General features: G+C 72.2%; 22 protein-coding genes and 4 pseudogenes. 11 read left to right on the forward strand and 15 right to left on the reverse strand.

Translation table 11 applies throughout. The features are described 5' to 3' along the window. Positions 1-159 precede the first annotated feature (159 nt). A complete protein-coding gene (locus DDQ41_RS03620; protein WP_109293166.1) occupies positions 160-1086 on the reverse strand; it encodes an SDR family oxidoreductase in 927 nt (308 codons plus the stop codon). A 166-nt stretch (positions 1087-1252) separates the two neighbouring features. On the opposite strand from DDQ41_RS03620, the gene DDQ41_RS03625 reads away from it, so the two are divergent. Together DDQ41_RS03625 and DDQ41_RS03630 are read left to right on the forward strand one after the other, a co-directional pair. Further along, positions 1253-1771: a DUF4240 domain-containing protein gene (locus tag DDQ41_RS03625; RefSeq protein WP_109293167.1), complete on the forward strand. Its 519-nt coding sequence runs from the start codon at positions 1253-1255 to the stop codon at positions 1769-1771. Positions 1772-2170: 399 nt separating this feature from the next. Beyond that, positions 2171-2926 carry a TetR family transcriptional regulator gene (locus tag DDQ41_RS03630; protein ID WP_109293168.1) on the forward strand — a complete coding sequence of 252 codons (756 nt, stop codon included), beginning with the start codon at positions 2171-2173 and terminating at the stop codon, positions 2924-2926. Here DDQ41_RS03630 and DDQ41_RS03635 read toward each other — a convergent pair. Beyond that, positions 2922-3443: pseudogene (locus DDQ41_RS03635) on the reverse strand (N-acetyltransferase family protein); the annotation flags it as partial. The gene DDQ41_RS03630 and the pseudogene DDQ41_RS03635 overlap by 5 nt on opposite strands. Before the next feature lie 35 nt (positions 3444-3478). Between DDQ41_RS03635 and DDQ41_RS03640 the strand changes: the two are divergent. From DDQ41_RS03640 to DDQ41_RS03650, 3 genes and pseudogenes are all read left to right on the forward strand, one after another. After that, on the forward strand, positions 3479-4381 hold the full coding sequence (locus DDQ41_RS03640; protein WP_109293169.1) for a TIGR01777 family oxidoreductase: 903 nt from the start codon (positions 3479-3481) through the stop codon (positions 4379-4381). A 463-nt stretch (positions 4382-4844) separates the two neighbouring features. Continuing rightward, positions 4845-6179, forward strand: coding sequence for an NAD(P)/FAD-dependent oxidoreductase (locus DDQ41_RS03645; protein WP_109293170.1), 1335 nt, complete (start codon positions 4845-4847; stop codon positions 6177-6179). Between the two features lie 261 nt (positions 6180-6440). Then, a pseudogene (locus tag DDQ41_RS03650) lies at positions 6441-6706 on the forward strand (DUF4158 domain-containing protein); the annotation flags it as partial. A gap of 521 nt (positions 6707-7227) precedes the next feature. Here the strand turns inward: DDQ41_RS03650 and DDQ41_RS03655 are convergent. After that, positions 7228-7641, reverse strand: a complete 414-nt coding sequence (locus tag DDQ41_RS03655) for a hypothetical protein (RefSeq protein WP_162602610.1) — start codon at positions 7639-7641, stop codon at positions 7228-7230. A gap of 48 nt (positions 7642-7689) precedes the next feature. Then, positions 7690-8025, reverse strand: coding sequence for a hypothetical protein (locus DDQ41_RS03660; protein ID WP_162602611.1), 336 nt, complete (start codon positions 8023-8025; stop codon positions 7690-7692). Between the two features lie 108 nt (positions 8026-8133). Between DDQ41_RS03660 and DDQ41_RS32190 the strand changes: the two genes are divergently transcribed. Further along, the gene (locus DDQ41_RS32190) at positions 8134-8826 is read left to right on the forward strand and encodes a serine integrase family protein (RefSeq protein WP_262508341.1); all 693 of its coding nucleotides are present in this window, start codon (positions 8134-8136) and stop codon (positions 8824-8826) included. Between the two features lie 301 nt (positions 8827-9127). Here the strand turns inward: DDQ41_RS32190 and DDQ41_RS03670 are convergent. Further along, positions 9128-9316, reverse strand: a pseudogene (locus DDQ41_RS03670) (NADH-quinone oxidoreductase subunit D); the annotation flags it as partial. A gap of 221 nt (positions 9317-9537) precedes the next feature. Further along, positions 9538-10989, reverse strand: coding sequence for a regulator (locus tag DDQ41_RS03680; protein ID WP_109293173.1), 1452 nt, complete (start codon positions 10987-10989; stop codon positions 9538-9540). A gap of 255 nt (positions 10990-11244) precedes the next feature. On the opposite strand from DDQ41_RS03680, the gene lipB reads away from it, so the two are divergent. The 4 genes from lipB (at position 11245) to DDQ41_RS03700 (ending at position 14617) form a co-directional block, all read left to right on the forward strand. After that, on the forward strand, positions 11245-12096 hold the full coding sequence (lipB, locus tag DDQ41_RS03685; RefSeq protein WP_109293174.1) for a lipoyl(octanoyl) transferase LipB: 852 nt from the start codon (positions 11245-11247) through the stop codon (positions 12094-12096). Positions 12097-12262: 166 nt separating this feature from the next. Continuing rightward, positions 12263-13252, forward strand: a complete 990-nt coding sequence (gene lipA / locus DDQ41_RS03690) for a lipoyl synthase (protein WP_109293175.1) — start codon at positions 12263-12265, stop codon at positions 13250-13252. Between the two features lie 446 nt (positions 13253-13698). Then, positions 13699-13911, forward strand: a complete 213-nt coding sequence (locus DDQ41_RS03695) for an SCO2195 family GlnR-regulated protein (RefSeq protein WP_109293176.1) — start codon at positions 13699-13701, stop codon at positions 13909-13911. A gap of 10 nt (positions 13912-13921) precedes the next feature. Continuing rightward, positions 13922-14617, forward strand: a complete 696-nt coding sequence (locus DDQ41_RS03700; protein ID WP_109293177.1) for a DUF4191 domain-containing protein — start codon at positions 13922-13924, stop codon at positions 14615-14617. A 1483-nt stretch (positions 14618-16100) separates the two neighbouring features. Here the strand turns inward: DDQ41_RS03700 and DDQ41_RS32200 are convergent. The 5 genes and pseudogenes from DDQ41_RS32200 to DDQ41_RS03725 all read right to left on the reverse strand — a co-directional run. Next, positions 16101-16607: pseudogene (locus tag DDQ41_RS32200) on the reverse strand (recombinase family protein); the annotation flags it as partial. Positions 16608-16827: 220 nt separating this feature from the next. Continuing rightward, positions 16828-17232, reverse strand: a complete 405-nt coding sequence (locus DDQ41_RS03710; protein WP_109293179.1) for a WhiB family transcriptional regulator — start codon at positions 17230-17232, stop codon at positions 16828-16830. Between the two features lie 10 nt (positions 17233-17242). Further along, positions 17243-17434 (reverse strand): hypothetical protein, encoded by a 192-nt coding sequence (locus DDQ41_RS03715; RefSeq protein ID WP_109293180.1) that lies wholly within the window; start codon positions 17432-17434, stop codon positions 17243-17245. A gap of 52 nt (positions 17435-17486) precedes the next feature. Beyond that, on the reverse strand, positions 17487-17696 hold the full coding sequence (locus DDQ41_RS03720) for a hypothetical protein (protein WP_109293181.1): 210 nt from the start codon (positions 17694-17696) through the stop codon (positions 17487-17489). 615 nt (positions 17697-18311) lie between these two features. Then, positions 18312-18779, reverse strand: coding sequence for an RDD family protein (locus DDQ41_RS03725; RefSeq protein ID WP_109293182.1), 468 nt, complete (start codon positions 18777-18779; stop codon positions 18312-18314). 379 nt (positions 18780-19158) lie between these two features. On the opposite strand from DDQ41_RS03725, the gene glnA reads away from it, so the two are divergent. Next, positions 19159-20568, forward strand: a complete 1410-nt coding sequence (gene glnA / locus DDQ41_RS03730; protein ID WP_109293183.1) for a type I glutamate--ammonia ligase — start codon at positions 19159-19161, stop codon at positions 20566-20568. Between the two features lie 247 nt (positions 20569-20815). On the opposite strand, the gene DDQ41_RS03735 is transcribed toward glnA, so the two are convergent. The 4 genes from DDQ41_RS03735 to DDQ41_RS03750 are packed head-to-tail and all read right to left on the reverse strand — an operon-like array spanning position 20816 to position 23818. Then, positions 20816-21082: a hypothetical protein gene (locus DDQ41_RS03735; protein WP_109293184.1), complete on the reverse strand. Its 267-nt coding sequence runs from the start codon at positions 21080-21082 to the stop codon at positions 20816-20818. Continuing rightward, positions 21082-21504 (reverse strand): hypothetical protein, encoded by a 423-nt coding sequence (locus DDQ41_RS03740; protein WP_109293185.1) that lies wholly within the window; start codon positions 21502-21504, stop codon positions 21082-21084. Before DDQ41_RS03740 ends, DDQ41_RS03735 begins: the two co-directional genes overlap by 1 nt. A 53-nt stretch (positions 21505-21557) precedes the next feature. Beyond that, complete coding sequence (locus DDQ41_RS03745) at positions 21558-23099, reverse strand: sensor histidine kinase (protein WP_109293186.1); 1542 nt, start codon at positions 23097-23099, stop codon at positions 21558-21560. Beyond that, positions 23096-23818, reverse strand: a complete 723-nt coding sequence (locus tag DDQ41_RS03750; RefSeq protein WP_109293187.1) for a response regulator transcription factor — start codon at positions 23816-23818, stop codon at positions 23096-23098. Before DDQ41_RS03750 ends, DDQ41_RS03745 begins: the two co-directional genes overlap by 4 nt. Positions 23819-23941 lie beyond the last annotated feature (123 nt).

Raw genomic sequence — 23941 nt, forward strand, 5'->3', positions numbered from 1 at the left:
AGGGCAGCGCTGACGGCAGACCGCACCTCACCCCGACAGACCGCAGCGCGACAGACCGCACCGCTCGACGGCAGACCGCACCTCACCCCGACAGACCGCAGCGCGACAGACGGCACCGCTCGACGGCAGACCGCACCTCACCCCGACAGACCGCACCTCTCAGCGGTAGTCGTCCGCGGATGCCTCCTTGCCCCCGAACACGACGTCCTCGAAGTACGCCAAGGCGTCCGGCCGGCTCCCGTCGGCGTCCGTGAACCCGTACTCCTTCGCGAGCTGTCCGCTGGAGAGCGACCGGCCGTTCCAGCGGGCCCGGTCCGGGTCGGCGGCGAGGGCGGCGACCGCGCGCCCGAGGTAGACCGGCGACTCGGCGATGGCGAAGTGGGGCTGTTCGGCGATCGCGTCCCGCCAGTTGTCCTCGCGTACCCCGAAGGTGTCCAGCATCTGCTCGGAGCGCAGAAAGCCCGGGGTCACGCACACCGCGGTGCAGCCGGTGGACTTCAGGTCCTCCCCGAGGGCGAACGCCATCCGGATCGGGGCGTTCTTGGTGAGGTCGTAGTAGAAGTTCTCGCGGTAGCGGCGGTTGGTCTCCGCCGTGCCGTCGGTGACCTCGACGACGAGCCCGCCGGGCCGGCGCACCATCAGCGGCAGGGCGCAGCTGCTGGTGATGATGTGGCTGCGGACGCCCAGTTCCAGCATGCGCAGCCCGTGGTCGAGGTCGGTGTCCCACATCTTGGCGTCCCATAGAGCCAGAACGAGGTGCTCGCCGCCCCAGACGTCGTTGACCAGGATGTCCAGCCCGCCCTGCTCCTCGTCGATCCGGGCGACGAGGGCGCGGACCGCGGCCGGGTCGAGGTGGTCGGTGGGGACGGCGATGCCCCGGCCGCCTGCGGCCGTGACCAGTTCGGCCGTCTCCTCGATCGTCTCGGTCGTCCGGCCGACCTCGCTGACCCGCTCCCGGGTGGTACGTCCGGTCGCGTAGACCGTGGCGCCCGCCGCGCCCAGCTGTACGGCGATGGCCCGGCCGGCGCCCCGTGTCGCACCCGCGACGAGTGCGATCTTTCCCTGCAGTGGTGTCTCGGTCGTCATGGTGCGACGCTCGCACGTAATCCAGACATCCTCTGTCCGCATTCCGGGTTTCCCCGTTCGCCGGGGCGTGCTGCGACCGGCCGTGCGCCCCGCCTCCGTTCCGCAGGGCGGTTTTTCGGCCGCTCCGCGTGCGTGGTCCCCCGCGAGCCCCGATGCTTGTCCCGTGATGGACGAGACGGAGTTCTGGGAGATCATCGACAGCACGCGCGAGGCGGCCGAGGGCGATCCCGAGGACCACGCCGACCTGCTCGTCGGACGGCTGCTGCAACTCGACCCCGACTCCGTACTGGACTTCGCGCGGCACTTCGAGGCCCGCTACAACCGCGCGTACCGCTGGGATCTGTGGGGTGCGGCGGCCGTCCTGCTGGGCGGGGCGAGCGACGACGCGTTCGACTACTTCCGCTGCTGGCTGATCGGCCAGGGCCGGGAGGTCTTCGAGGGCGCGGTACACGCCCCGGACTCCCTCGCCGAGCTGCTGGACGACTTCGACGAGGACATCGACGGCGACGGTGAGGAGCTGGGGTACGCGGCGGACGAGGCGTACGAGCAGCTCACCGGAACGGCCGCACCCGATCCGGGGATCGCGGCGCAGCCCGCGGAGCCGGAGGGCGCACCGTTCGACCTCGAGAGCGACCGTGTGCTCGCGGAGCGGTTCCCGGCGCTGTGGGAGCGCTTCGGGTCATAGGGCCCGCCGGGCGCGGCCCGGCCCGCGCCCGGCGGGCGTCCGGGCCGGTGTCAGGAGCCGGTGTCAGGGAGCCGCCCGGGAGCATCGGCGGACGGAGTACCGCGGCCGGGGCCCGTACCCTGTCCGGTGTCCGGACCCGCGGTGTTCCGGGGGCGACGGCGGACGGGGTACGGCGGACGGGGTACGGCGGCCGGGGTACGGCGGCCGGGCCCGAAGCGACCCGGGAGACCCCACCGACGGAGTACGGCCGGGTCCCTGCCCGAGCCCGCTTCTGGTCCCTGCGCGCCCCGGAAGCGACACCGGCGGAGTACGCGCCTCGCGGCTCGCACCGACGGGTGACGTGTGCGGCCCTGACGCACGGTCGGTGGCGCCGGCCCCCGGCGGGCGTACCCTCGTCCGGTGAACACCACGCCGCCGTCCCCGCGCCGGCCGCTGACCGAGCGCCGCAAGGCCGCGACCCGGCTCGAGATCGCCCGGGCCGCCGCGGAGCTGTTCACCGAGCGCGGCCCGGACGCCACGTCGGCCGAGGAGATCGCGGACCGAGCCGGGGTGGCCCTGCGCACGTTCTACCGGTACTTCCGCAACAAGCACGACGCCGTCGGCCCGCTGCTGGCCGTGGGGGCGGAGCGCTGGCGGGCACTGCTCGCGGCCACCGGCCCGGGCACCCCGCTGCCCGAGGCGCTGGAACGGACTCTGGCCGAGGCGCTCGCGGTGCCGGTGGGCGGATCGGCCGAGGGACTGCGCCGCACCCGGGCGCTGCTGCGCACGGCGCTTCGGGATCCGGCGCTGAAGGCGGTCTGGTACCGGGTGAACCAGGAGTCGGAGGAGCGGCTGGCCCCGGTGCTCGCACGGCTGGCCGGGCCCGGCGCCGACCCGCTGGAGCTGCGGCTCGCCGCGGCGGTCGCCGTGGACGCGCTGCGGATCGGGCTGGAGGTGTGGGCCCTCTCCGACGCACCGCCCGGAGCCGCGGGGACGGCTAGGGGCACAGGTGGGCGCGCGGGCATGGGCACGGGCACGGCCGAGGGAACGGGCACGGCCGAGGGAACGAGAGCAAGTCCGGGTACGGGCTCGCCCGCGGGGCCGGCCCTGCGCTGTCTGCGGGAACTGTCCGGCGGGCTGCGCCCGTTGGCGCCCGCGCCGCGGGCCAACCGGTGAGCGGCCGCCCCATCAGCACATCGTCGACGTACCGGCCGGCCAGGAAGAACTCACCGGGCAGGACGCCCTCGACGGTGTAGCCCTCGGACTCGTACAGCCGGCGGGCAGGGGTGTTGTGCCCGAGTACCCGCAGGGTGAGGCGGGTCGCGCCCTGGCGGCGCGCCGTGTCCCCGGCCGCGCGCAGCAGGGCCCGCGCGGCGCCCTGTCCACGAGCCCAGGGGGACACCGCGAGGCCCTGGATCTGCCGTACATGCCGGTTGCAGGAGAGCGGGGTGGGGGCGCAGACCCGGATGTACCCGGCGGTTCTTCCGTCACCGGCAGCACCCCCGGTCACGGGCTCGGCGACCAGATGCTGCTCGGGCGGGCGGGCCTCGTCGAAGAACGGGCGGTACGGCGGCACCGGGCGCGGGTGGACCGCGTGCAGCGTCGACCAGGTGGCGCGGTCGAGTTCGGCGAGGGCCGCCTCGTCGGATCGCCGGGCGGGACGTATCACGAAGGGCGTGCCGGGTTCGGACATGGCGGTCAATGTGTCATGAGGGCAGGATGTGATGCATGCGTATTGCTGTGACGGGCGCGAGCGGTCTGATCGGTTCCGCACTGGTGCGGTCCCTGCGGGGCGGGGGTGCGGGCGGAGAGCACGAGGTGGTACGCCTCGTCAGGCGGCGGCCGAAGGCCGCCGACGAGGTCCGGTGGGATCCCGCACGGCAGTTCGTGGACGCGGCGGGCCTCGTCGGCTGCGACGCCGTTGTGCATCTCGCGGGCGCCGGGGTGGGCGATCGGCGGTGGAGCGAGGAGTACAAGAGGGAGATCCGGGACAGCCGGGTGCTCGGCACGGCCGCGATCGCGGAGGCGGTGGCGTCGCTGGAGGAGCCGCCGCGGGTGCTGGTGTGCGGCTCGGCGATCGGGTACTACGGCGACACGGGCGACCGCGCGGTCGACGAGAGCGCCCCGCCCGGTGAGGGCTTCCTCCCGCGGGTCTGCGAGGAGTGGGAGGCCGCGGCGGCGCCGGCCGAGGAGGCCGGTGTGCGGGTCGCGTTCGCCCGCACGGGGCTGGTGGTGGCGCGTGAGGGCGGCGCCTGGGGCCGGCTCTTCCCGCTCTTCCGGGCGGGTCTGGGCGGGCGGCTGGGGAGCGGGCGCCAGTTCTGGAGCTTCATCTCGCTCCAGGACGAGGTCGCGGCGCTGCGGCACATCGTGGACACGGGCACCCTGTCCGGCCCGGTCAATCTGACCGTCCCGGAGCCGCTGACCAATCGCGAGGTGACGGCCGCGATGGGCCGGGTGCTCAACCGTCCGACCCTGCTCACCGTGCCGCCGGTCGCCCTGCGCGTGTTCCTCGGCGAGTTCGCGGAGGACGTGCTCGGCAGCCAGCGGGTCCTACCCGGGAAGCTCCTCGACTCCGGCTTCGCCTACTCCCACCCGTCCATCGAGGGGGCCATCCGCGCGGCGCTCGACTGACTTCGAGGACACTCCCGGTGACGCCGCTGGGCGGGTCTCACCCTCCGGCACACCCGCCGACCGGGTCAGGCAGCCATCCCGGCACGACCGCCGGGCAGGAACGGACCCGACCGCGGACCGAGACGGGCACGACCGCCGGGCAGGAACGGACCCGACCGCGGACCGAGACGGGCACGACCGCCGTCGTACGCCACCGTCGCACCGTCCCGGGTCGGCGCCAGGGCGCTTTCGAACACACCCGGCGCGTCGGCGCACGGACGTCAGCGCTCTTCGCACGCCCCGGCGCGTGCCCCGGTCCGAAACGGGTCGCACGGCCCGGTGGCACCGTGCTCCCGGGCGCCCGCCGCGCGCGCGTGGATTCCCGCGGCCGGCTTTCTACCCTCGTTCCGAACTTCGGCATTCCGCCAGCCGGTTGGGGGCATGAGGACCCCACAACAGCCGCGCCGACCTCGGGGAGGGGCACGTGCTCAGCAGCGCACGCCACGCGGACGTCGTCATCGTCGGAGCCGGTATCGCCGGACTCGCGGCGGCACATCGGCTGACCAGTGCGGGAGTCACGGTCGCCGTACTCGAGGCAGGGCAGAGCGCGGGAGGCCGAACGGCCACCGGTGAACTGGACGGATTCCGGCTCGACCGGACGGTCCAGTTGCTCAACACCTCCTACCCGGAGTTCCGCCGTGCCCCGGCCCTGGCCGGCCTTCCGCTGAGCCGGTTCTCACCCGGCGTGCTCGTGCACAGCGAGGGCCGGCACCACCGCGCCGGAGAGGTCCTCGGCACCCGCGGGTCCGGGGGTACGCGGCGCGCGAGGGGCGCATTGACCGCAGCGCGCGCCCTGGCAAGCGCCCCCCGAGCCCCCCTCGGTGGGGCCTTCGACCAGGCCCGACTAGCGGCGGCACTCGGACGGATCGCCGCCACCCCGACCCGGCGCCTGCTGGCCCGCCGTGAACTTCCCACCTACGAGGCGCTGTTCAGCCGTGGCCTGCCCCCGCGCACGGTGCACACCTTCCTCCGGCCGCTGCTCACCGCCCTCCTGAACGACGCCGGTCTGGTCGCCTCCAGCCGCTGCGCCGACCTCGTGCTGCGCGGCTTCGCCCGCGGCCGGCTCTGCGTGCCGACGGGCGGCGCCGGCCGGCTCCCGGAGGCCCTCGCGGACGCGCTGCCGCCGGGCACCGTGCTCACCGGTGCGCGGGTTACCGAGGCTTCCATCTCCTCGGTCACCACCGAGGAGCACGGCACCTTCAGCTGCCGGGCCCTGCTCGTGGCGACGGGGGCCAGGGCGGCGGCGGAACTGCTACCGGGTCTGCGGGTGCCGGACTTCCACTCCCTCACGGTCCTGCACCACACCGCCCCGGAGCCGCCGTTGGCCGAGCCGGCCCTGGTGCTGGACGCGGACGGCGCCGGCCCGGTCGTACACACGGCGGTGATGAGCGAGGTGGATCCGTCCCGTGCGCCGGGGGGCAGGGCCCTGGTCACCTCCGCGGTGCTGGGCAGCCCACCCGCCGAACTCGACAAGCGGGTGCGGGCCCATCTGTCCACGCTGTACGGGACGTCCGCCGCCGACTGGGAACTGCTTGAGGTGCACCACGACCCGGAGGCCGTCCCCGCGATGCCCGCACCACACGACCTCCGCCGCCCCGTACGGCTGCTCAGCGGGCTCTACGTCTGCGGCGGCCACCGGGACACGAGCACGGTCCAGGGCGCGCTCCACTCGGGACGCCGGGCGGCCCACGCGGTCCTGCGCGACTTCGGCATCCAGCCGGAACTCGCCCCCGCGCTGCTCAGTCCCGCCGCGGCCTGACCACCGCCACCCGCACCCCGCTGCCGCCGGGCACCGCGACCCGCACGCCGCCGGCCGCCGGGCACCGCCGCCGGGCCGGTTCCAGGTGCCACCCGACCACCACCGCCGCCGGCCACCGCCGCCCGCACACCACCGGCCTCGGGACTGGTACAGCGGTTGGCGCTGAGAATGATCATGGTCGGCTAGCACACCGGCCGGGGGCTATGCCGGGGATAGCTGAAAGATCGCCGGGCGGGTGCCGGGGCTGGCTACGGTCCGCTCGTGCCCGTGGAGTTTCTGGCTGATGAGCAGGCCGAGGCGTACGGCAAGTTCGCCGAGGAGCCGACCCGCCCCGAGCTGGAGCGGTTCTTCCTGGAAGACGTCGACCGCGATTTGATCGCCCGGCGGCGCTCCGCGCACCATCAGCTCGGCTTCGCGCCCGAGAGGTGCACGGTGCGCTACATCGGCCGGTTCCTCCCGGATGACCCGCTGGGCGCGCCGTGGCCGGTGGTCGAGTACCTCACCTGGCCGCGCAGCTCGGTATCGAGGGCCACGAGATCCGCGACGAGGACATCGCCCGGCTGTCCCCGCTCAGGCACCGAAACCTGAACCTGCTCGGGCGCCACAACTTCACCACCGGCGTCCCGGCCCCGGGCGCCCTGCGCCCGCTGCGCGATCCGGACGCGCCGGCACTGGACGAGGACGACGACGGGGGCGGACCGGAGTAGGGCCTGTCGGCTCGTCGGCAGGAGCGCGGCCTGGCGCCTGCTGCAGGAGTCTGTCCCATCCGAGAACGCGAAGCGTCTGGAGCACGTCACTGTGACGTGCTCCAGACGCTTATGTGTGTCGTGCCCCGTAGCCGTTTCTTGATGAGAGGCCTCTGCTTGGCTCTGTCAGCGTTCGGCGGCCCCACTTGTCAGCCGCCGCTGGCCCCACCCTCCGACCTGCTCCTTGCGTACTCCGGTGGGGCCATTTCTCGCTGCCGATCACGGCGTCCGAGATCAACGAGTGGAGCCAGAACGCGGTGTCGGGCGGGGCCGCTTCTCGCTGCCGAAGCCACTCTGCTCGCTCACGGCACCATGAAGTGGAAGGGCTGGTTACTGGCCCCCCCGTCCTTGCCCGTCCATACGATGAACGTGTGGTCATCCGGAGGGTTTCCGGGGATACCCGCGAGGGCCTCGGTGCCCCAGGCGCCACTGCGGTCGATGCTGGCCAGCACTACGGACTCGGACGCCTTGATGGTGGTGGCGACGGTGATGATGTACTTCCCCGTCTCGGGACGGGACACGCTGGTGATGTTCTTCCCTCGGACGAGGTTCCCGCCCGCGTTGATGTGGGCGGCCGCGCGGGCGTAGGGGGCCGTGACGTTGTTGGACATGCTGAACTCCTGCCTGGTGAGGTGGGCAGCCAACGGCTGCTGGGAGGACGGGCGGCACGACACCTCGTGCTGCTTCAGTCGTGTTGCCGTGCGCGGGACGGACACCTTTTCGTCGTACGCGTAGCTGTGCAGGTCAGCCCTGCGGGTGAGGCGTCAGGGCACGATGACGTTGAACGGCATCAGCACGTCCGTGACGGCGTCACCGTCGTGGTCCACACGGGTACTCACAACGAACGAGTTGGGACGGACGCTGGGGTTGATGAAGAGCTTGCCGCGGAGTGGCGAACCAGCACCCGGCGCACCGTTACCCCTCAGGACGGCGATCGGCACGGCACTTCCCATGTCGATGCTGGGGTCGACCGTGATCACGTAATCCGAGGTGCCGTGGATGGTCACGCTGACGATGTTCTGCGAGCGAACGACGGTGCCGTCCGCGTCCACCACGGCTGCGGCCTGCGCATAGGGGGCAATGGCAGCAGTTCCCGGCATTCGATCTCCTCATCTTGTAGTTGCCCCCGCCGTTCAAGCCGGGGGATACGGAATCTAATGCCTACGTCCGCTCCACGGCCCGATAGCGCATCGACATCATTACTAAGCGTGAATACTGGCTGGTGGGGGCGTAGGAACGAGTTCTCTTGGGGAAGCTTCTGCGCCCTTGCGCACCTGCACCGCGACCGCCTCGCCCTGCGCATCCACGACGGCGCGTTCTCCGCGATGGACCTCACCGCCCGCCACCCGCGCACCGGCGAGCTGCTGTCCACCGTGAAGTTCATGGTGCAGACCCTCGCCGCCGGCGAACTCCAGCGAGACCTCCAACGCGAGCTGACCTACGACGGGCTGCGGGCCGCCGAGGCCAAGGGCGCGAAGGGCGGGCGCCGCCCCGCCGTGGCGGCCGCGAAGACCCACGGCGTGCGCACCGCGTACCTGAAGGGCCGCTCCATCGCCGCGCTCACCCGCCACCACGGCGTCAGCCGCGGCGCCATCCGCACGGCCATCGCCGGCCTCATTCCCCGCCACACCGCCATCGAGGCGGACGCCCCAGTCCCGGAGCCGTCGGTCACCCTCGACATGCCGGGCAAGGTCGCCGACTTCCTCCGCACCTCCGAACTGGAGCCCGCCGAGCGGGCCGCGTTCGATGAGGACCAGGCCGTACGACGCGGGGCTACACCCTCCGCGTCAGCGCCGTTCCCGCGGTCCACCTCCAACTCCTCGAGCGCTGTGGGGTCCTCGACGGCACCACGGCGGTTCCCGCCCAGCGCAAGGCCCGCCGCGAGTACGAGAATCAGGTGAGCGCCCTCACCTGACCATGATCAATCTCAACGCCGACCGCTGTAATGATGTTCCCCGAGGCCGACCACCGCCGCCGGGCCGGTTCCAGGTGCCACCCGACCACCACCACCGCCGCCGGGCACCGCCGCCCGGACACCACCGCCGCCGCCGGGCCGGCAGCAGGGGACGGCAGCAGGGGACGGCACCGGGTGAAGGGTCTCCCGGTCAGCGCGGGGTTCCGCAGTCAGGCCCTCCGGGCGGCGGGCCAGTCCGCGGCCCCCGGGGGCGGGCACGCGGGCGGCGGGGCGCACGCGCCGCGCGGGGCCTCGAAGAGCTTCTCCGCGCCGCGGTGCATATAGCCGATCACCGGCTCGGCCTGCTCGATGCGCTCGCCGTCCAGGACGAGACGGAGACGCAGCACGCCGTGCGTGGAGGGATGCTGCGGTCCGATGTTCAGCACCATGTCGGTGCTCTCCGCCGCGCCGCCGATGCCGATCGTCGTCTCCGTCATGGGCGACAGTATCCCCCGCGTGGGGCGGCGGCCGGGGGGCCACCTTGCTGAAGCTCACCGCCGAGGACTCGCTGCGCTGGCTCGGCGCGCTCAACGACCTGCGGCTGACCATCGGCACCCGGCCACGACCATCGGGGCGGCGGGCCGGCCACTCAGCCCGGCCCGCCGCCCGCCGTCCGCCGCCTGCCGTCCGCCGGCCCAGGGGCGCGCCGGCCGGCCAGTCAGCCGATCGCCGCGACGCGGTCCCGGTAGGTGCGGACCGCGGCCGCGTCGCGGTAGGGCTCCAGCCGCCGCTCGAAGTCACGCACGTACTCGATGGCCCGTGCCGACCGCATCTCCGACGCCTGCTGCGCGGCCTCGGCCCCCAGCGCGCACGCCTGGTCCAGCTCCCCGAGGCCGAGCCGGGAGGTGGCGAGGACGACACGGCAGAAGAGCCGGCTGCGTGCGAACCCGGGGGCGCGCAGCTGGAGGGAGCGCTCGGCGTGCTGCGCGGCCGCGCGGTACTGCTGCAGATCGCGGTGGCAGTGCCCGAACTCGTCGGCCAGTTGAGCCTCGTCGAAGAACCGTGCCCAGACGGGCACGTCGTCCCCGGGTCGTGCGATGCCCAGCGTGCGCTCGGCCCGGACCAGCGAGGCCGTGCAGGACCGCACCTCCCCGAGCACCCCGTGGCCGCGGGCCTCGACCGCGTGCAGCAGGGCCTGGACGGTGGGCGGGGCGGAGGAGCCGACACCCTGCTGGGCGACCCGGGTCAGCTGGACGGCCTCGCGCCCGTGCCCGAGGTACACGGCCTGGCGCGCCATCGTGACCAGGACGTACGCACCGTAGGCCCGGTCGCCGGCGGTCTGGGCCAGCCGCAGCGCCTGGACGAAGTACCGCTGGGCGAGACCGTGGGCGGCGATGTCGAACGACGTCCAGCCGGCGAGCCTGGTCAGGTCCGCCACGGCCCCGAACAGTCGGCGTCCGGTGCTCTCCCCGTACGTCCCCCGCAGCATCGGCTCCGCCTCGTGCTCCAGGTAGCGGACCAGGGCCTGGCGCGCGTGCCCGCCGCCGTAGGCCTGGTCCAGGGTGCGGAAGAGATCGCCCACCGAGCGGAGCGCCGCGATGTCGCCCGCGCTGACCCGCTGGCCCGGGCCCCGGTCGGTGCCGCGCTGCCGGGGCACCGAGGTGCGGCTGCCCTGGCCGGGCACTCTGGCCTGCGCGCCGTTCTGGTTGGGCTCCCCGCGACCGACCCGCTCGTCGGCACGCCCGATCAGCCAGTCGCGGCTGGGGACGACCAGACCGGCCGGAGTGAACGCGATCTTCCGCAGCTCGGCGTGGCTGCCGGAGTCCTTGCGCCAGAGTCCGCTGACGATGTCCACGGCCTCCTCGGGGGTGGCCGCGAACTCCAGCCCGGCGTAGACCGGCGCACAGGCGTCCAGGCCCAGGTCCTGGGCCGAGAGGCGTCGGCCGAGCCGCCGGGTGAAGACCTCGGCGATCAGGGCGGGTGTGGTACCGCGCGGCTGCTGCCCGCGCAGCCAGCGCGTCACCGACGTCTTGTCGTACCTCAGGTCGAGGCCGTGCTCCAGGCCGAGCTGGTCCACCCGGCGGGCCAGCCCCGCGTTGGAGAAACCGGCTTCGGCGATGAGTGCGGCGAGCTGGCGGTTCGGGGTGCGCTGCGGGGGTCGGTCCGTCATCAGCTGTGCGGTCTCCTGCCTTCCGGGCCCGGGTGCGGCCCTCGCAGCCTGGGGTCCCCCAGGCCCGGCCCTGCGGGAGAAGCTCTGGAGGGAGGAACGGCGCGAATTTAGCGGCCCGTACCGGCGCTACCGCCGCCTTCGTCCCGCATTCATCCGATCGTGTGAGGATTAGGGGCAGCGCTGACGGGTGCGGCACCCGTCGTACAGTGGCCGGGGCGCGATGGGTGCACCGTAAACGCTTGAGGAGGCACTGCGGTGAGCGAGCTGCGATTTGTCCATCTGGGCTTCGGTGACGACGCCGTCGAGTACCAGGCGGCCTGGGACGAGCAGCGCCGTGTGCACGCGGCCCGGTTCGCCGGCGGGATCCCCGACACCTGCCTGCTGCTGGAGCACCCACCGGTCTACACGGCCGGACGGCGCACGGAGGACGGCGAGCGGCCGCTGGACGGCACCCCGGTCGTCGACGTCGACCGCGGCGGGAAGATCACCTGGCACGGCCCCGGCCAGCTCGTCGGCTATCCGATCATGCGGCTGCCCCGGCCGGTGGACGTGGTCGCCCATGTGCGGCGGCTGGAGGAGGCGCTCATCCGGACCTGTGCGGACTTCGGCGTGGAGACCGTCCGGATCGAGGGGCGGAGCGGCGTCTGGGTGCTGGGCGACCCGGTGGAGCGGCGTCCGCCGACCGGAGGGCTGTCACTGGACTTCGACCCGCGGCTGCACGACGAGGAGTTCGACCCCCGCCTCAGCGGCCCGGACTACGCCCCGTCCAACGCCGGGCAGCGGCGCGAGGACCGCAAGCTCGCCGCCATCGGCATCCGGGTGGCCAAGGGCGTGACCATGCACGGCTTCGCCCTGAACGTGAACCCCGACAACACCTGGTTCGACCGGATCGTGCCCTGCGGCATCCGGGACGCGGGTGTGGCCTCGCTCGCGAACGAACTGGGCCGCGACGTGACGATCGCCGAGGTCCTGCCGGTCGTCGAGAAGCACCTGCGGGAGGTGCTGGAGAACGCCGACCCGAAGCCCCGGGCGGTGGCGGGCGCGACCGGGCCGGAGCCGGCGGCGCGGGCTGCGGACCCGGCGCCCGAGCCCGCACCGGCGGCCTGAGGACGACCTGAGGGCGCCCGAGGGCGACCCGAGGACAACCTGAGGAACGCCCGAGGACAACCTGAGGAATGCCCACCCATGGCCAGAGGTTGACCAGGGGTGAGGGCATCACTATCAACGGGCGTACCCTGGGGTCCGCCGAGGAATCGAAGTTAGGGAGCCGGTCGTGTCCGCTGTAGCACCCGACGGACGCAAGATGCTGCGCCTGGAGGTCCGGAACAGCCAGACCCCCATCGAGCGCAAGCCCGAGTGGATCAAGACGCGGGCGAAGATGGGCCCCGAGTACAACCGGTTGCAGAAGCTCGTCAAGAGCGAGGGCCTGCACACGGTCTGCCAGGAGGCCGGCTGCCCGAACATCTTCGAGTGCTGGGAGGACCGCGAGGCCACCTTCCTCATCGGCGGCGACCAGTGCACCCGGCGCTGCGACTTCTGCCAGATCGACACGGGCCGGCCGCAGGCGCTCGACCGGGACGAACCGCGCCGCGTCGGCGAGTCGGTCGTCACGATGGACCTGAACTACGCCACGATCACCGGCGTCGCCCGCGACGACCTGGAGGACGGCGGAGCCTGGCTGTACGCGGAGACCGTGCGCCAGATCCACGCGCAGACGGCGGGGCGCGAGGCCGGCCGGACCAAGGTCGAGCTGCTGATCCCGGACTTCAACGCGGAGCCGGACCAGCTGGCCGAGGTCTTCTCCGCCCGCCCCGAGGTGCTGGCGCACAACGTGGAGACGGTGCCGCGCATCTTCAAGCGCATCCGTCCCGGCTTCCGCTACGAACGCTCGCTGAAGGTGATCACCGAGGCCCGCGCGGCCGGCCTGGTCACCAAGTCGAACCTGATCCTCGGCATGGGCGAGACCCGCGAGGAGGTCGGCGAGGCCCTGCGGCACCTGCACGACGCGGGCTGCGAGCTGATCACCATCACCCAGTACCTGCGGCCTTCCGTGCGGCACCACCCCGTCGAGCGCTGGGTGAAGCCGCAGGAGTTCGTGGAGCTGAAGGAGGAGGCCGAGGAGATCGGCTTCTCCGGCGTGATGTCGGGACCGCTGGTGCGATCCTCGTACCGGGCCGGACGCCTCTTCCAGCAGGCCATGGACCAGCGGCGGTCGGCCGCCGGGCAGCCGGGCGGTGAGGCCGCGGCCGCCCAGGCCGGGTGAATCCGCGGTCGCGAGCCCCCGCGACCGTGCGAGTCCGCCACCCTGCGAGCCCGCGACCGTGCGAGTCCACGGCCGTGTGAACCCACGGCCGTGTGAACCCACGGCCGTGTGAACCCACGGCCGTGTGAACCCACGGCCGTGTGAACCCGCGACCGTGCGAGTCCGCGGCCCGGCGGACCTCCGCGGCCGCGGGGTTCCCCAACGGTCGTGTGAATTCACGCACAAGGACTTACCGAGGAGTAATGGCCGGTTTCGCGCGGCCCGCACCGCCCCCGCAGGTCGGAGGCACGTGCGGGCCGCGCCCTGCTCCCCGCGACGCGCGGAAAGGTTTCATCAGCGTTTGACCAGCGAGTCACGCCCTGGTAACACCAATCAGTGACTCTGTATTCACGCAGAGCACGCACACTCCCGTCGATCACCACCCGCCCCAGAGGGAGACCTCCGCCATGCAGGCCGCGACCTCCGTACGCGCCAACGCCTTCCCGACGCTCACCCAGGCCCTCCTCGCCGTCGAGTCCGTACTCCTGGGCGGCGGCCAGCGCACCGCCCGCCGCAACGCCTGGACCGCGGTCCTCGAGGACCGGCGCCGCGCCAGGGACCGGGTTGCGGCGCAGCACGTCCTGGAGGCCGTGGCGACCCGCTCTTCCTGGGGCACGTAAACTTCAGGACATGGCGAGGAAGGACAAGGCAGAGAACTCTGCGAACCCCGGGCGACTGAAGCAGATCGCCCTTACCTACAAAATGACCCGGCGGGTCGACCCCAAGGTCGGCCTCGTCGTCGCGGGTGTGGGAATCGTCACCTTCGGTGTCTTCCTCGCGATCGGCTTCCTGATCGGCCACCCGGTCTATCTGGGCATCCTGGGCTTCCTGCTGGCCTTCCTCGCGATGGCGATCGTCTTCGGACGCCGCGCCGAGCGCGCCGCCTTCGGGCAGATGGAGGGACAGCCGGGAGCGGCGGCCGCCGTACTGCAGAACGTGGGCCGGGGCTGGACCACGACCCCCGCGATCGCGATGAACCGCAACCAGGACGTCGTCCACCGGGCCGTCGGCCGCGCCGGCATCGTGCTGGTGGCCGAGGGAAACCCGAACCGGGTCAAGACCCTGCTGGCGGCCGAGAAGAAGAGGATGGCCCGGGTGGCCGTGGACGCGCCGGTGCACGACATCATCGTCGGCAACGACGAGGGCCAGGTGCCGCTGAAGAAGCTGCGCACCACCATGACGAAGCTGCCCCGGGTACTGACCGGCTCGCAGGTGACGCAGGCGAACGACCGTCTGCGCGCCATGGGCGACCTGATGAGCAACATGCCGCTGCCGAAGGGCCCGATGCCTGGCCGTGGGTTTCGCGGTCGCTCACCGCGAGGATGACCCCCGGCCGGATCTTCCCCTTCATGTGCATGGGAGGGAGCGGGTGAAGGGGGGCCGGCGGCGTCCCTTCGCAGGCACTCATGGCCTGCATAACCCGCTCCCAGCGGCCCGACTTGTACCACCGGCCCCAGTGGCCGATAAGCCCGGTAGAGCCGTACTCGGTGTTCAGCTCAGGCCAGGCCGCCCCCGTACGGGCCTTCTTGAGGAATGCCTCCAGTACCGTGCGAGGGGCGAGCCCGCCTTTCTGGCGGGGCTCCGTGCCCCCGTTCGGGAACTTCTCCGACTCCATCACCAGCGCCCATGAGTGGTCGCAGAGGATCGGGACTGGCTGCTCGTTGGCCCTGAACCATTCCCCGATGGGGCATCGCGCGCCGCGATGCATCCCGGGGTTGGGTCCAGTCAGGGTGATCTCCACGTCGAGCAGATGGAAGAACTCCCTCTGCTGCTCGGGCTCCAGACCTTCGAGGCGGTCATGGGCCATCTGGGCAAGCTCCTGGAGATCATTGGACCTCCCGTCCGCTCGCGCGGCCTCCGCCTTCCAGCCTTCGATTTCGCGCCGCGACCGCTTCAGCTCGTCAAGCTCATCGCAGAGCGGCTTTACGATCCGCTCCACTGCGGCTTCGGCCTCCGAGCCGATGAGCCCCTTTCCGGCTGCCCGCTTCGCGGCGACCACGGTCGCGATGTCCACGGCCTCATCCTGCGCCGCGATCTTCTGATCCAAATCGGCCAGCCGGGAGGAGTAGTCGACGCGCTCACCCGAGGAACGGCCTACCCACTGATCAGCCATCGCGCGGAGACGGGCGCCGTCGCCGAGCAGTACGCAAAGCTCCTTCCACGCCCACTCCTCGACGCCGGATGCATCGAGTTGGGAACAGGAGCAGGTCGGCGCCCCGGGGTGCTCTGCGGTCTTCCCTGCGCACACGTAGTGCGGCGCCTCCCCGGAGGGCGCGCAGCCGACATAGTGCCTGCCGCAGGGGCTCGCGATGCGCCCGGTAAGCGTATACACGCGACTTGCCGCCCAGTGGCGAACCTTGTTGGCCGTGACTCTGCGGAATTCGGCAACCTCGTCCGGACTGAAGACAGGGTCAAGATCCATCACAACACTCTCGCCCCAGACCGGAGTTCCGTCCGGATTGACCTTCGAGCTTCGTCCTCGAAAGACGAATCGCGCGTCAAGCAGATCGTCGTTCATCAGGATTCCCCGAATGTGCGGGGCCGCCCACGGGCGACCGGATCGCGTGAGGAAACCCTCGGCGTTGAGAGAGCGGGCCACCTGACCGAAGTTGCCCTTCGCCCTGACAGCCGCCTTGCGGGCGAAGCGGAGGGCGGGCGCCTCGTGCATGGTGGTGCACGGATCGGTGCGGGTGCAGGCATCCCCGCCGTCACAGTCATCCACTACGAGAACCTGCTCACCCTTCTTGCCTCGATTCTCGATGCGGTAGCCGTAGCGGGCCTGTCCGCCCGGAAAGCCGCCCATGAGCGCCTTCTGCTGGATGCCACCCTGCGTCCTCTTACGGATGCGCGCAAGTTCCTTGAATGCCTCGTGGGCCTTCTCCTGCATGCGGGCTTCGCCGTCTTCGGTGGTGTTGTCGATGTCCTCATCGACAATGGCCACGAAGACCCCAAGGTCTTGAAGTGTCCACACCCAATCCCAGAAGACCCTGTTCTTTCGGCCGATGGCGCGCGTCTCGAAGACCACGACGACATCGAATGGCCTCGGGGTCCGCTGGGCAAGCTCCATGATCTGCGACGCACCCGGCCGCTCCTGCCACGGCAAAGTGCCGCTTTCCCCTTCGTCCTTGAACGTGTCCAGGTGCTCCCAGCCCTTGCGCCTGATGTGCGCGGCCGTGGCCCGGCCTGTGTAGGTGATGCCGTAGCCTTTAGTCTGCTGCTCCGTGCTAACGCGAAGGTAGTCGACGGCGCGAAGAGCAGCCTGGCCACCCACTGCACGGGCGGACGTTTCCAGAGCGAGCGCAACGGAATTGCGCATGCTGGTCCCCTCCCGGATCGGCCCGGCCCCGGGGCGCGAGGGCGCCGCCGGGGTCTCCGGCTCGATAGCTGACTAGACCTCAAGGCCCACGCGGGGTCGGTGAGAACAGGATTTCCAAGATGCGATCATAGGCCGCCGGCGCAGCCATGCGCGGGATGGTCTTGACCTGCGATGTCTCCCCCTGGCACGTCGTGTCAGCCTGGTCAGGGGAACGTGGAACTCACTGCCTTTGCGCCGGCCACCGCTGTCCGCGGTGACGACGATTCTCGCCACGCGCGGTGACACCGCGCGAGCGACCATGGCGTATGTCGGGCCACCCCACCCCCTGCGGGGTGCCCTCCGGCCACCTCTTCCAGGAGCCCTTGGCCAAGCGCTCGCGGGCGCGATGGCGCTCATACTCGTCCACGCCGCCCCAGACGCCGTACTCCTCGCCCTTGGTATCCCGGCGACATTCCTCCAGTACCGGGCAGCGGCGGCATATTGCTTTCGCGTCATCCCAGATGCTCTGCGTGACGTCGGCCGGCTTCCGACCGAGCTGGCTGCCATTCGGGGCGAAGAACTTGTCCGGGTGGACCGTGCGACAGAGGGCCCGGTCGAGCCAGCGCCGTTCCGGGTCATAGAGCACGAGGTCCCTCCTATCGGTTCGCAATCCACAGGGCCGCCGCCGTGAGGCCCACGGCCGCACCGATCAGGCCCTCCAAGAGGGCCCACCCGATGCGGCTCAGCCCCTTCCTGTGCGAGCGCAGAAACCTCGCCAGGTGCAGGTGGTCCCGGAGGCGGGAAAGGCCGCCCTGAAGGCGGCCGGTGGGCTTGTCGTGGGCGCTCATCGCGCCCTCCGGAAGCAGATGCACTGCACCCGCTTGCAGTTGTGGCAAACCATCAGCTCTTCTCCTCGGGGTTTCGTCTGGCCCTGTAGCCGGCCTGGCTGCGGCCGGCCATCAGGCCGCGCTTGTACGCGCCCTCAAGATGGGGGAGGACGGACAGCAAGACAGCGTCGATGATGTTCGCCGGGCAGGTGCCGCCCGTCACTCCGTCGATGGCGTTCGTGATGTCCTCGCGGAGGTCAAGGCGCCATCTCTCCTTGGGCATGGGCCCTCCAATGCGAAGAGCCCCCGCGTCAGCGAGGGCTCTTGGTCGGTGTTCGGGCTGGTCAGGGGGCCGTGGCCAGAGTGAACGGGTACCCCATGATCGCGAACTCTTCCGAAGGGCCCGATGCCGAAGGGCATGCGGATGCCGCGAGGCGGAAAGATGCGCTGACCCCGTCCCGTGCCCGCGAACGGCGCGGGCGGACGGCATGACAGGGAGGAGGGCGCCCCGGCCGGCCGGGGTGCCCTCCTCCCTGTCATGCCGTGCGGCTTGCGGAGTCGTGCGGGCGCGCGCCGGTCGGATCGTGCCCCGTCCGGCGGCTGAGGGGCCAGAAGCGCGGGGTCGCCGGCGCGGGGGTACGCCCCGGTGACGACGAGGACGGACACAGGCCTCACGGGCGGGCGGGCGCTACGCGGCTCAGGCCCCGGCGTACCCACCGGTACGACTCCCGCGTACCCCTAACGCCTACGCGCCCGGGTGCCCGTTTCCCGATGCGGCGAGGTCCTCCCTCGAACACCCCACCACACCCGTGCGCCCGGGGTGCCCGGGTCCCCGAGTGCCCGCCTCGGGCTCCCACCCGGCGGTCACCGGGGCGGTTGCCGTCCGCGGCAGGAGGCCTCAGGCGCGCACCTGGACCGCGCGGGCGAGCCGGTCGTGCAGCCCCCGGCCGTCGCGGTCCCAGACCAGCGCCGGAACGGCCAGGCAGAGCAGCACGCTGCGGACGAGGACCCGGCCCGGGCCGAGCCGCCCGCCGTTCTCGCCGACGACCCGCAGTCCGAGGAGCCGCTTGCCGGGGGTGCTGCCGACGGTGCCGACGGTCAGCACGCTGAGCACGAGGAAGACCAGCAGCGCCGGATTGCCCGCCGCGGACCAGTCGCGTCCGGTGACGAGGCCGTATGCGACGAGCACGCACAGGCCCCAGTCGATGAAGAGCGCGCCGAAGCGCCGCCCGAGCGGGGCGACGGAACCCGGCCCGTCCTGCGGCAGCCCGAGCCGCTCGCCCCGGTAGCCGAAGTCGGCGCCCATGTCCTCGGCCGCCGCGCGGGGCCCGGAGAGCCACGATCCGATCGCTTGCCTGTTGTCCACCCGTCCACGGTACTGTGCACGCTTTCGATCACCCCCTCCCGGGTGCCCGGGTGCCCGGAAGCCCGGAACGGAGCGGGCCCGCGGGCCTGCCGACCAGCCGGCCCGGAGGGGTCCTGGAGGGGCGCGGTCAAGGGTCCGGGAGAGGGTCGGCGGCGGGTCCGGGAGGGGGTCGGCGGCGGGTCCGGGAGGGGCAGCGGGAGGCCCTGCGAGGCGTGTCACGGCGCGGAGCACCGGCCGTCCGGTTAACTTCCGCGAAACAAATGAGTCATGCTGGAGAAATCCCGGCTGCCTAGGGTCGTGCCCTGTGTGTGCCACCGCACTGGCCGCACGACCGAGTCACAACCCCGCCCCTCCCCGGGACGGGAGGAGGAGGAGTTGGATGTTCCAGAACGCCGACGACGCCAAGAAGTTCATCGCGGACAACGACGTGAAGATGATCGACGTCCGGTTCTGCGACCTTCCGGGCGTGATGCAGCACTTCACCATCCCGGCCACGGCGTTCGACCCGTCCGAGGAGCTCGCCTTCGACGGCTCGTCGATCCGCGGCTTCCAGGCGATCCACGAGTCCGACATGGCGCTGCGGGCGGACCTGTCCACGGCGCGGCTGGACCCGTTCCGCCGTGACAAGACCCTCAACATCAACTTCTTCATCCACGACCCGATCACGGGCGAGCAGTACAGCCGCGACCCGCGGAACATCGCCAAGAAGGCCGAGGCCTACCTCGCCTCCACCGGCATCGCGGACACCGCGTACTTCGGCCCCGAGGCCGAGTTCTACGTCTTCGACTCGGTGCGCTTCGCCACCTCGGCGAACGAGGGGTTCTACCACATCGACTCCGAGGCCGGCGCCTGGAACACCGGGGCCGTCGAGGACAACCGCGGCTACAAGGTGCGCTACAAGGGCGGCTACTTCCCGGCCCCGCCGGTCGACCACTTCGCCGACCTGCGCGCGGAGATCTCCCTGGAGCTGGAGAACGCCGGCCTGCAGGTCGAGCGCCAGCACCACGAGGTCGGCACCGCCGGCCAGGCCGAGATCAACTACAAGTTCAACACGCTGCTCGCCGCGGCCGACGACCTGATGCTCTTCAAGTACATCGTGAAGAACGTCGCCTGGCGCAACGGCAAGACCGCGACCTTCATGCCCAAGCCGATCTTCGGTGACAACGGCTCCGGCATGCACGTCCACCAGTCGCTGTGGCAGGGCGGCTCCCCGCTCTTCTACGACGAGCAGGGCTACGCGGGCCTCTCCGACACGGCCCGCTACTACATCGGCGGCATCCTGAAGCACGCCCCGTCGCTGCTGGCCTTCACCAACCCGACGGTCAACTCCTACCACCGCCTGGTGCCGGGCTTCGAGGCGCCCGTGAACCTCGTTTACTCGCAGCGCAACCGCTCGGCCGCGATGCGCATCCCGATCACGGGCTCCAACCCGAAGGCCAAGCGCGTGGAGTTCCGCGCGCCGGACCCGTCCTCCAACCCGTACCTGGCCTTCTCGGCGCTGCTGCTCGCCGGCCTCGACGGCGTCAAGAACAAGATCGAGCCGGCCGAGCCGATCGACAAGGACCTCTACGAACTCGCCCCCGAGGAGCACGCGGGCGTCCCGCAGGTCCCGACCTCCCTCCCGGCGGTCCTCGACGCCCTCGAGGCGGACAACGAGTACCTCCAGGCCGGCGGCGTCTTCACGGCCGATCTGATCGAGACCTGGATCGACTACAAGCGGACGAACGAGATCGCCCCGATCCAGCTCCGCCCGCACCCGCACGAGTTCGAGCTGTACTTCGACATCTAGAAAGCCCGCAGGTCGCAGCGCCTCGGCGCCGACCCGGGCCGTGCAGGAACCGTGGGCCGTGTCCTCCTCCGAGAGAGGAGGACACGGCCCACGGTCGTCGTACGCGGCCGTCATGCGCGGCCCTCGTACACGGCCGTCATGCGCGGCCCTCGTACACGGCCGTCATGCGCGGCCCTCGTACACGGCCGCAGGGCGCGGTCGCCGGGCGGCGAGCGCCGGGCGCGGGCGGCGAGCGGCGGGCGGCGGGCTACTCGGGGTCCGAGGCGGCGTCCCGGTCGGCGACTCCCGCGGCCGACTCGGCGCCGTTCACCAGTTCCTCCATCCTGGCCAGTTCCCCGTCGCCGTCCGTGGCCCCCGGCTCGGAGCCCGTCCCCGGGGAGGCGGGGCCGGTCCCGGCGGGCGCCGGGCCCTCGTCGCCCGCTTCCTGCGCGCCGGGACCGCACCCGGCCAGCAGGGCGGCCGTGGCGGCCACCGCGGCGAGCACCAGGGCGCCGCGCGGGGAGGCCGCCCGCATCAGTTTCCGTCCCCGTCCCCGTCGCCGTCGCCGTTGCCGTTGCCGTCGGCCTCGCACCACTTCTTGACCTCGGCGAGGTCCTTCTGCCGCTGTTCGAGGGTGGGCTTCAGCGCCTTGCGGGCGGCGAGCCGGTTCTTGAGGAACGTGTGGACCTCGGTGTGGCCGGCCGCTTCCGCTGCGGCGACACGCTTCTCCAGCCTGGCGACCGAGCCCCGCGCGTCGGCGGCGCCGTCGAGACGCCCCAGCGAGCGCTCGATGCGCTTCTCGATCTTCGGTACCCGCTTGCACAGGGCCTGCGCGCCGTCTTGGGCGCTGTTCCTGCCCGGCGCGGGTGTGCCGCCGTCGGCCTGCGCCGTGCCGGCGCCGACGAGCAGCGAGCCCATGACGGCGACGGCGAGGGCGGTCTTCCTGAACGTTGACATGACGGTCTCTCCACGTTCGTTTCCGCGGGCGGTTGCCCGTTCGGGCCGGAACGCTAGGAGCGCTCTCTGTGGAAACTCTGTGGGGGTCCGAATCCCTGTGGAGGGCGTTCCCCGCCCGGCGGCCACTCGGGCTCCCGCGGATGCGCGGCGGTCTCGATCATCCAGTCGCGGCGCAGCGGCAGTGCCTGCCCCGCGTCGGCGCGCACCGGGAGACGGACCTCGAAGCGCGTCCCGCCCCCCGGCCCGTCCAGCGCGCGTACCCGTCCCCGGTGCAGCGCGACCTGCTGGGCGACGAGAGTGAGCCCGAGCCCGGAGCCCGGGCTTCCGGGGCGCCGGCGGAACCGCTCGAAGACGCTCTCGCGCTCGTCTGGTGCGATCCCCGGCCCTTCGTCGTCCACGGTCAGGACGGCGGCACGGCCCTCCGGGCCGGACTCGGTCCCCAGGGCCAGCCCGACCCGCGGGGGCGCACCCGGACACTGGCCGTGCAGGACCGCGTTGGTGAGCAGGTTGCCGACGACGGTCCGCAGCCCGGGCTCCCAGCCGTGGACGTGCACACCGGACCTGACGGACACCGCGATCTCCGCGTCGGGATGCCTGCGTCGCAGGTCGGCCGCCGACGCGTCGGCGATCTCCGACAGGTCCACGGGCCCGAAGGAGTCGGTCTCCACCAGGTCCCCGCGGCCGAGTTCGCGGAGCATCACCAGCAGTCCGAGCAGCCGCGCGTGCTCCCGCCGGAGATCGGACACCACCTCCGCCCGCTCGGAACCGGCGAGTTCCGGGTGTTCGGCGAGGATCTCCAGATTGGTCTGCATGCTCATCAGCGGGGTGCGCAGTTCGTGGGACGCCGCGGCGGAGAAGGACCGCGCGGTGGCGAGCGTCTCCGCGGTCCGGGCGGCCTGCTCGTCATAGCGGGCCAGCACCGTCTGCACGGTGCGGGCCAGGTCGTCGACCTCGGTCACCCGGGTGGGGTGGTGGACCGGACGGGTCGCCGTGGAGCGCGGGTCCAGCCCGCTGGTGCGCTGCTGGAGCCGTCGCAGCGGCCGGGTGGCCCGGGTGGCCACCGCCCCGGCCGCCAACCCGGCCAGCGGCGCGGTGGTCCCGGCGACGAGGAGTACGCGGGTGCGGACCAGGTCGAGCTGGGCCTCGCTCCTCGTGCCGGGCGAGAACAGCCACAGGGTGCCGTCGACGCGCTTCCCCGGGCCGGTGAGGTCGACCGAAAGGGCCCGCCAACTCGCCTCCCCGGCACGGACGGTGACCGGTTCCGGCGCCTGGGCGGGCAGTGGTACGGACGCGTCCGGCTGAGGCCCGCCGAAGGAGGTGCCTTCCGGCCCGATCAGGCGTATCCCCACGTCCAGCGCCGAACCGTACAGGCGCCGCTCCCGCGCCTGCTCCACCGCGGGCGGCCGGTCGGCGGCGGAGGCCCTGAGCAGACCGCGCGCGTCCTTGGCGACGGTCCCGGCCCGGTCGCGCAGCAGGGCGTCCTGCTGGGTGTGGAGTTCGGCCGCCACCAGCCGGACCAGCAGCCACCCGGCGGCCAGGACGAGCAGCGGGACGGTGACGCCGACGGCGAGCGCGATCCGGGTGGACAGCTTCACCGCGCCGCACCCCCGCCGCGCGTTCCGCCTTCCACACGCAGGACGAAGCCGACGCCGCGGACCGTGTGGATCAGCCGCGGACGCCCGCCGGTTTCGAGCTTGCGCCGCAGATAGCTGACGAACGTGTCGACGACCCCCGTACGCACCTCGAAGTCGTAGCCCCACACGCGGTCCAGCAACTGGTCGCGGGTCAGGACCAGCCCGGGGTTGCGGGCGAGCACGGCGAGCAGCTCGAACTCCCGCCGGGTGAGCGGCAGCCGCTCCCCGTCCAGCCGCGCCTCACGGGCGGCCGGGTCCATCTCGAGCGGGCCGGCCCGCAGCAGTTCACCACCGGCGGGCGGGCGCCTGCGGAGCAGTGCCTCGAGCCTGAGCACCAGTTCCTGCAGGGCGAAGGGTTTGACCAGGTAGTCGTCGGCGCCTGCCTGGAGGCCTGCTATCCGGTCCGTGGTCTCGTCCAGGGCCGACAGCATCAGCACCGGCACGTCGTCGCCGTCCGCGCGCAGCGTCCGGCACACGTCGATACCGCTGATCCCGGGCATCGATATGTCCAGCACGATCACGTCGGGACGACGGGCGCCGACGCCGAGCAGCGCCGAGCGCCCGTCCTCGGCGAGATCCACCGAGAAACCGCCCAGCCGCAGTGCCCGCGCCAGCGACCGGCGGATCGCCGGGTCGTCGTCGACCACCAGAACGCGCCCCCGCTCCGCCGCCCCGGCCATCTGCACCCTCCTGCCCCCGAACCCCCCGGGCCCGGCTCCTCTGCGGGCGACCATCGTGCCCCATGGGCGGCACGGGCGGACCGGACGCCCTGTCCCCCGCGGGCCGCGGTGCCCGGGGCGCGG

The sequence above is a fragment of the Streptomyces spongiicola genome (genome assembly GCF_003122365.1).
Taxonomy (GTDB): Bacteria; Actinomycetota; Actinomycetes; order Streptomycetales; family Streptomycetaceae; genus Streptomyces; species Streptomyces spongiicola.

Coding starts and splice junctions, on each gene's coding strand:
- DDQ41_RS03660 (WP_162602611.1), bottom strand. CDS start 8,025: ATGCCGGGAACTGCTGCCATTGCCCCCTATGCGCAGGCCGCAGCCGTG.
- DDQ41_RS03740 (WP_109293185.1), bottom strand. CDS start 21,504: ATGTCAACGTTCAGGAAGACCGCCCTCGCCGTCGCCGTCATGGGCTCG.
- DDQ41_RS03620 (WP_109293166.1), bottom strand. CDS start 1,086: ATGACGACCGAGACACCACTGCAGGGAAAGATCGCACTCGTCGCGGGT.
- DDQ41_RS03680 (WP_109293173.1), bottom strand. CDS start 10,989: ATGACGGACCGACCCCCGCAGCGCACCCCGAACCGCCAGCTCGCCGCA.
- DDQ41_RS03640 (WP_109293169.1), top strand. CDS start 3,479: ATGCGTATTGCTGTGACGGGCGCGAGCGGTCTGATCGGTTCCGCACTG.
- DDQ41_RS03715 (WP_109293180.1), bottom strand. CDS start 17,434: ATGAGCGCCCACGACAAGCCCACCGGCCGCCTTCAGGGCGGCCTTTCC.
- DDQ41_RS03750 (WP_109293187.1), bottom strand. CDS start 23,818: ATGGCCGGGGCGGCGGAGCGGGGGCGCGTTCTGGTGGTCGACGACGAC.
- DDQ41_RS03625 (WP_109293167.1), top strand. CDS start 1,253: ATGGACGAGACGGAGTTCTGGGAGATCATCGACAGCACGCGCGAGGCG.
- DDQ41_RS03700 (WP_109293177.1), top strand. CDS start 13,922: ATGGCGAGGAAGGACAAGGCAGAGAACTCTGCGAACCCCGGGCGACTG.
- DDQ41_RS03695 (WP_109293176.1), top strand. CDS start 13,699: ATGCAGGCCGCGACCTCCGTACGCGCCAACGCCTTCCCGACGCTCACC.
- DDQ41_RS03735 (WP_109293184.1), bottom strand. CDS start 21,082: ATGCGGGCGGCCTCCCCGCGCGGCGCCCTGGTGCTCGCCGCGGTGGCC.
- DDQ41_RS03720 (WP_109293181.1), bottom strand. CDS start 17,696: ATGCCCAAGGAGAGATGGCGCCTTGACCTCCGCGAGGACATCACGAAC.
- glnA (WP_109293183.1), top strand. CDS start 19,159: ATGTTCCAGAACGCCGACGACGCCAAGAAGTTCATCGCGGACAACGAC.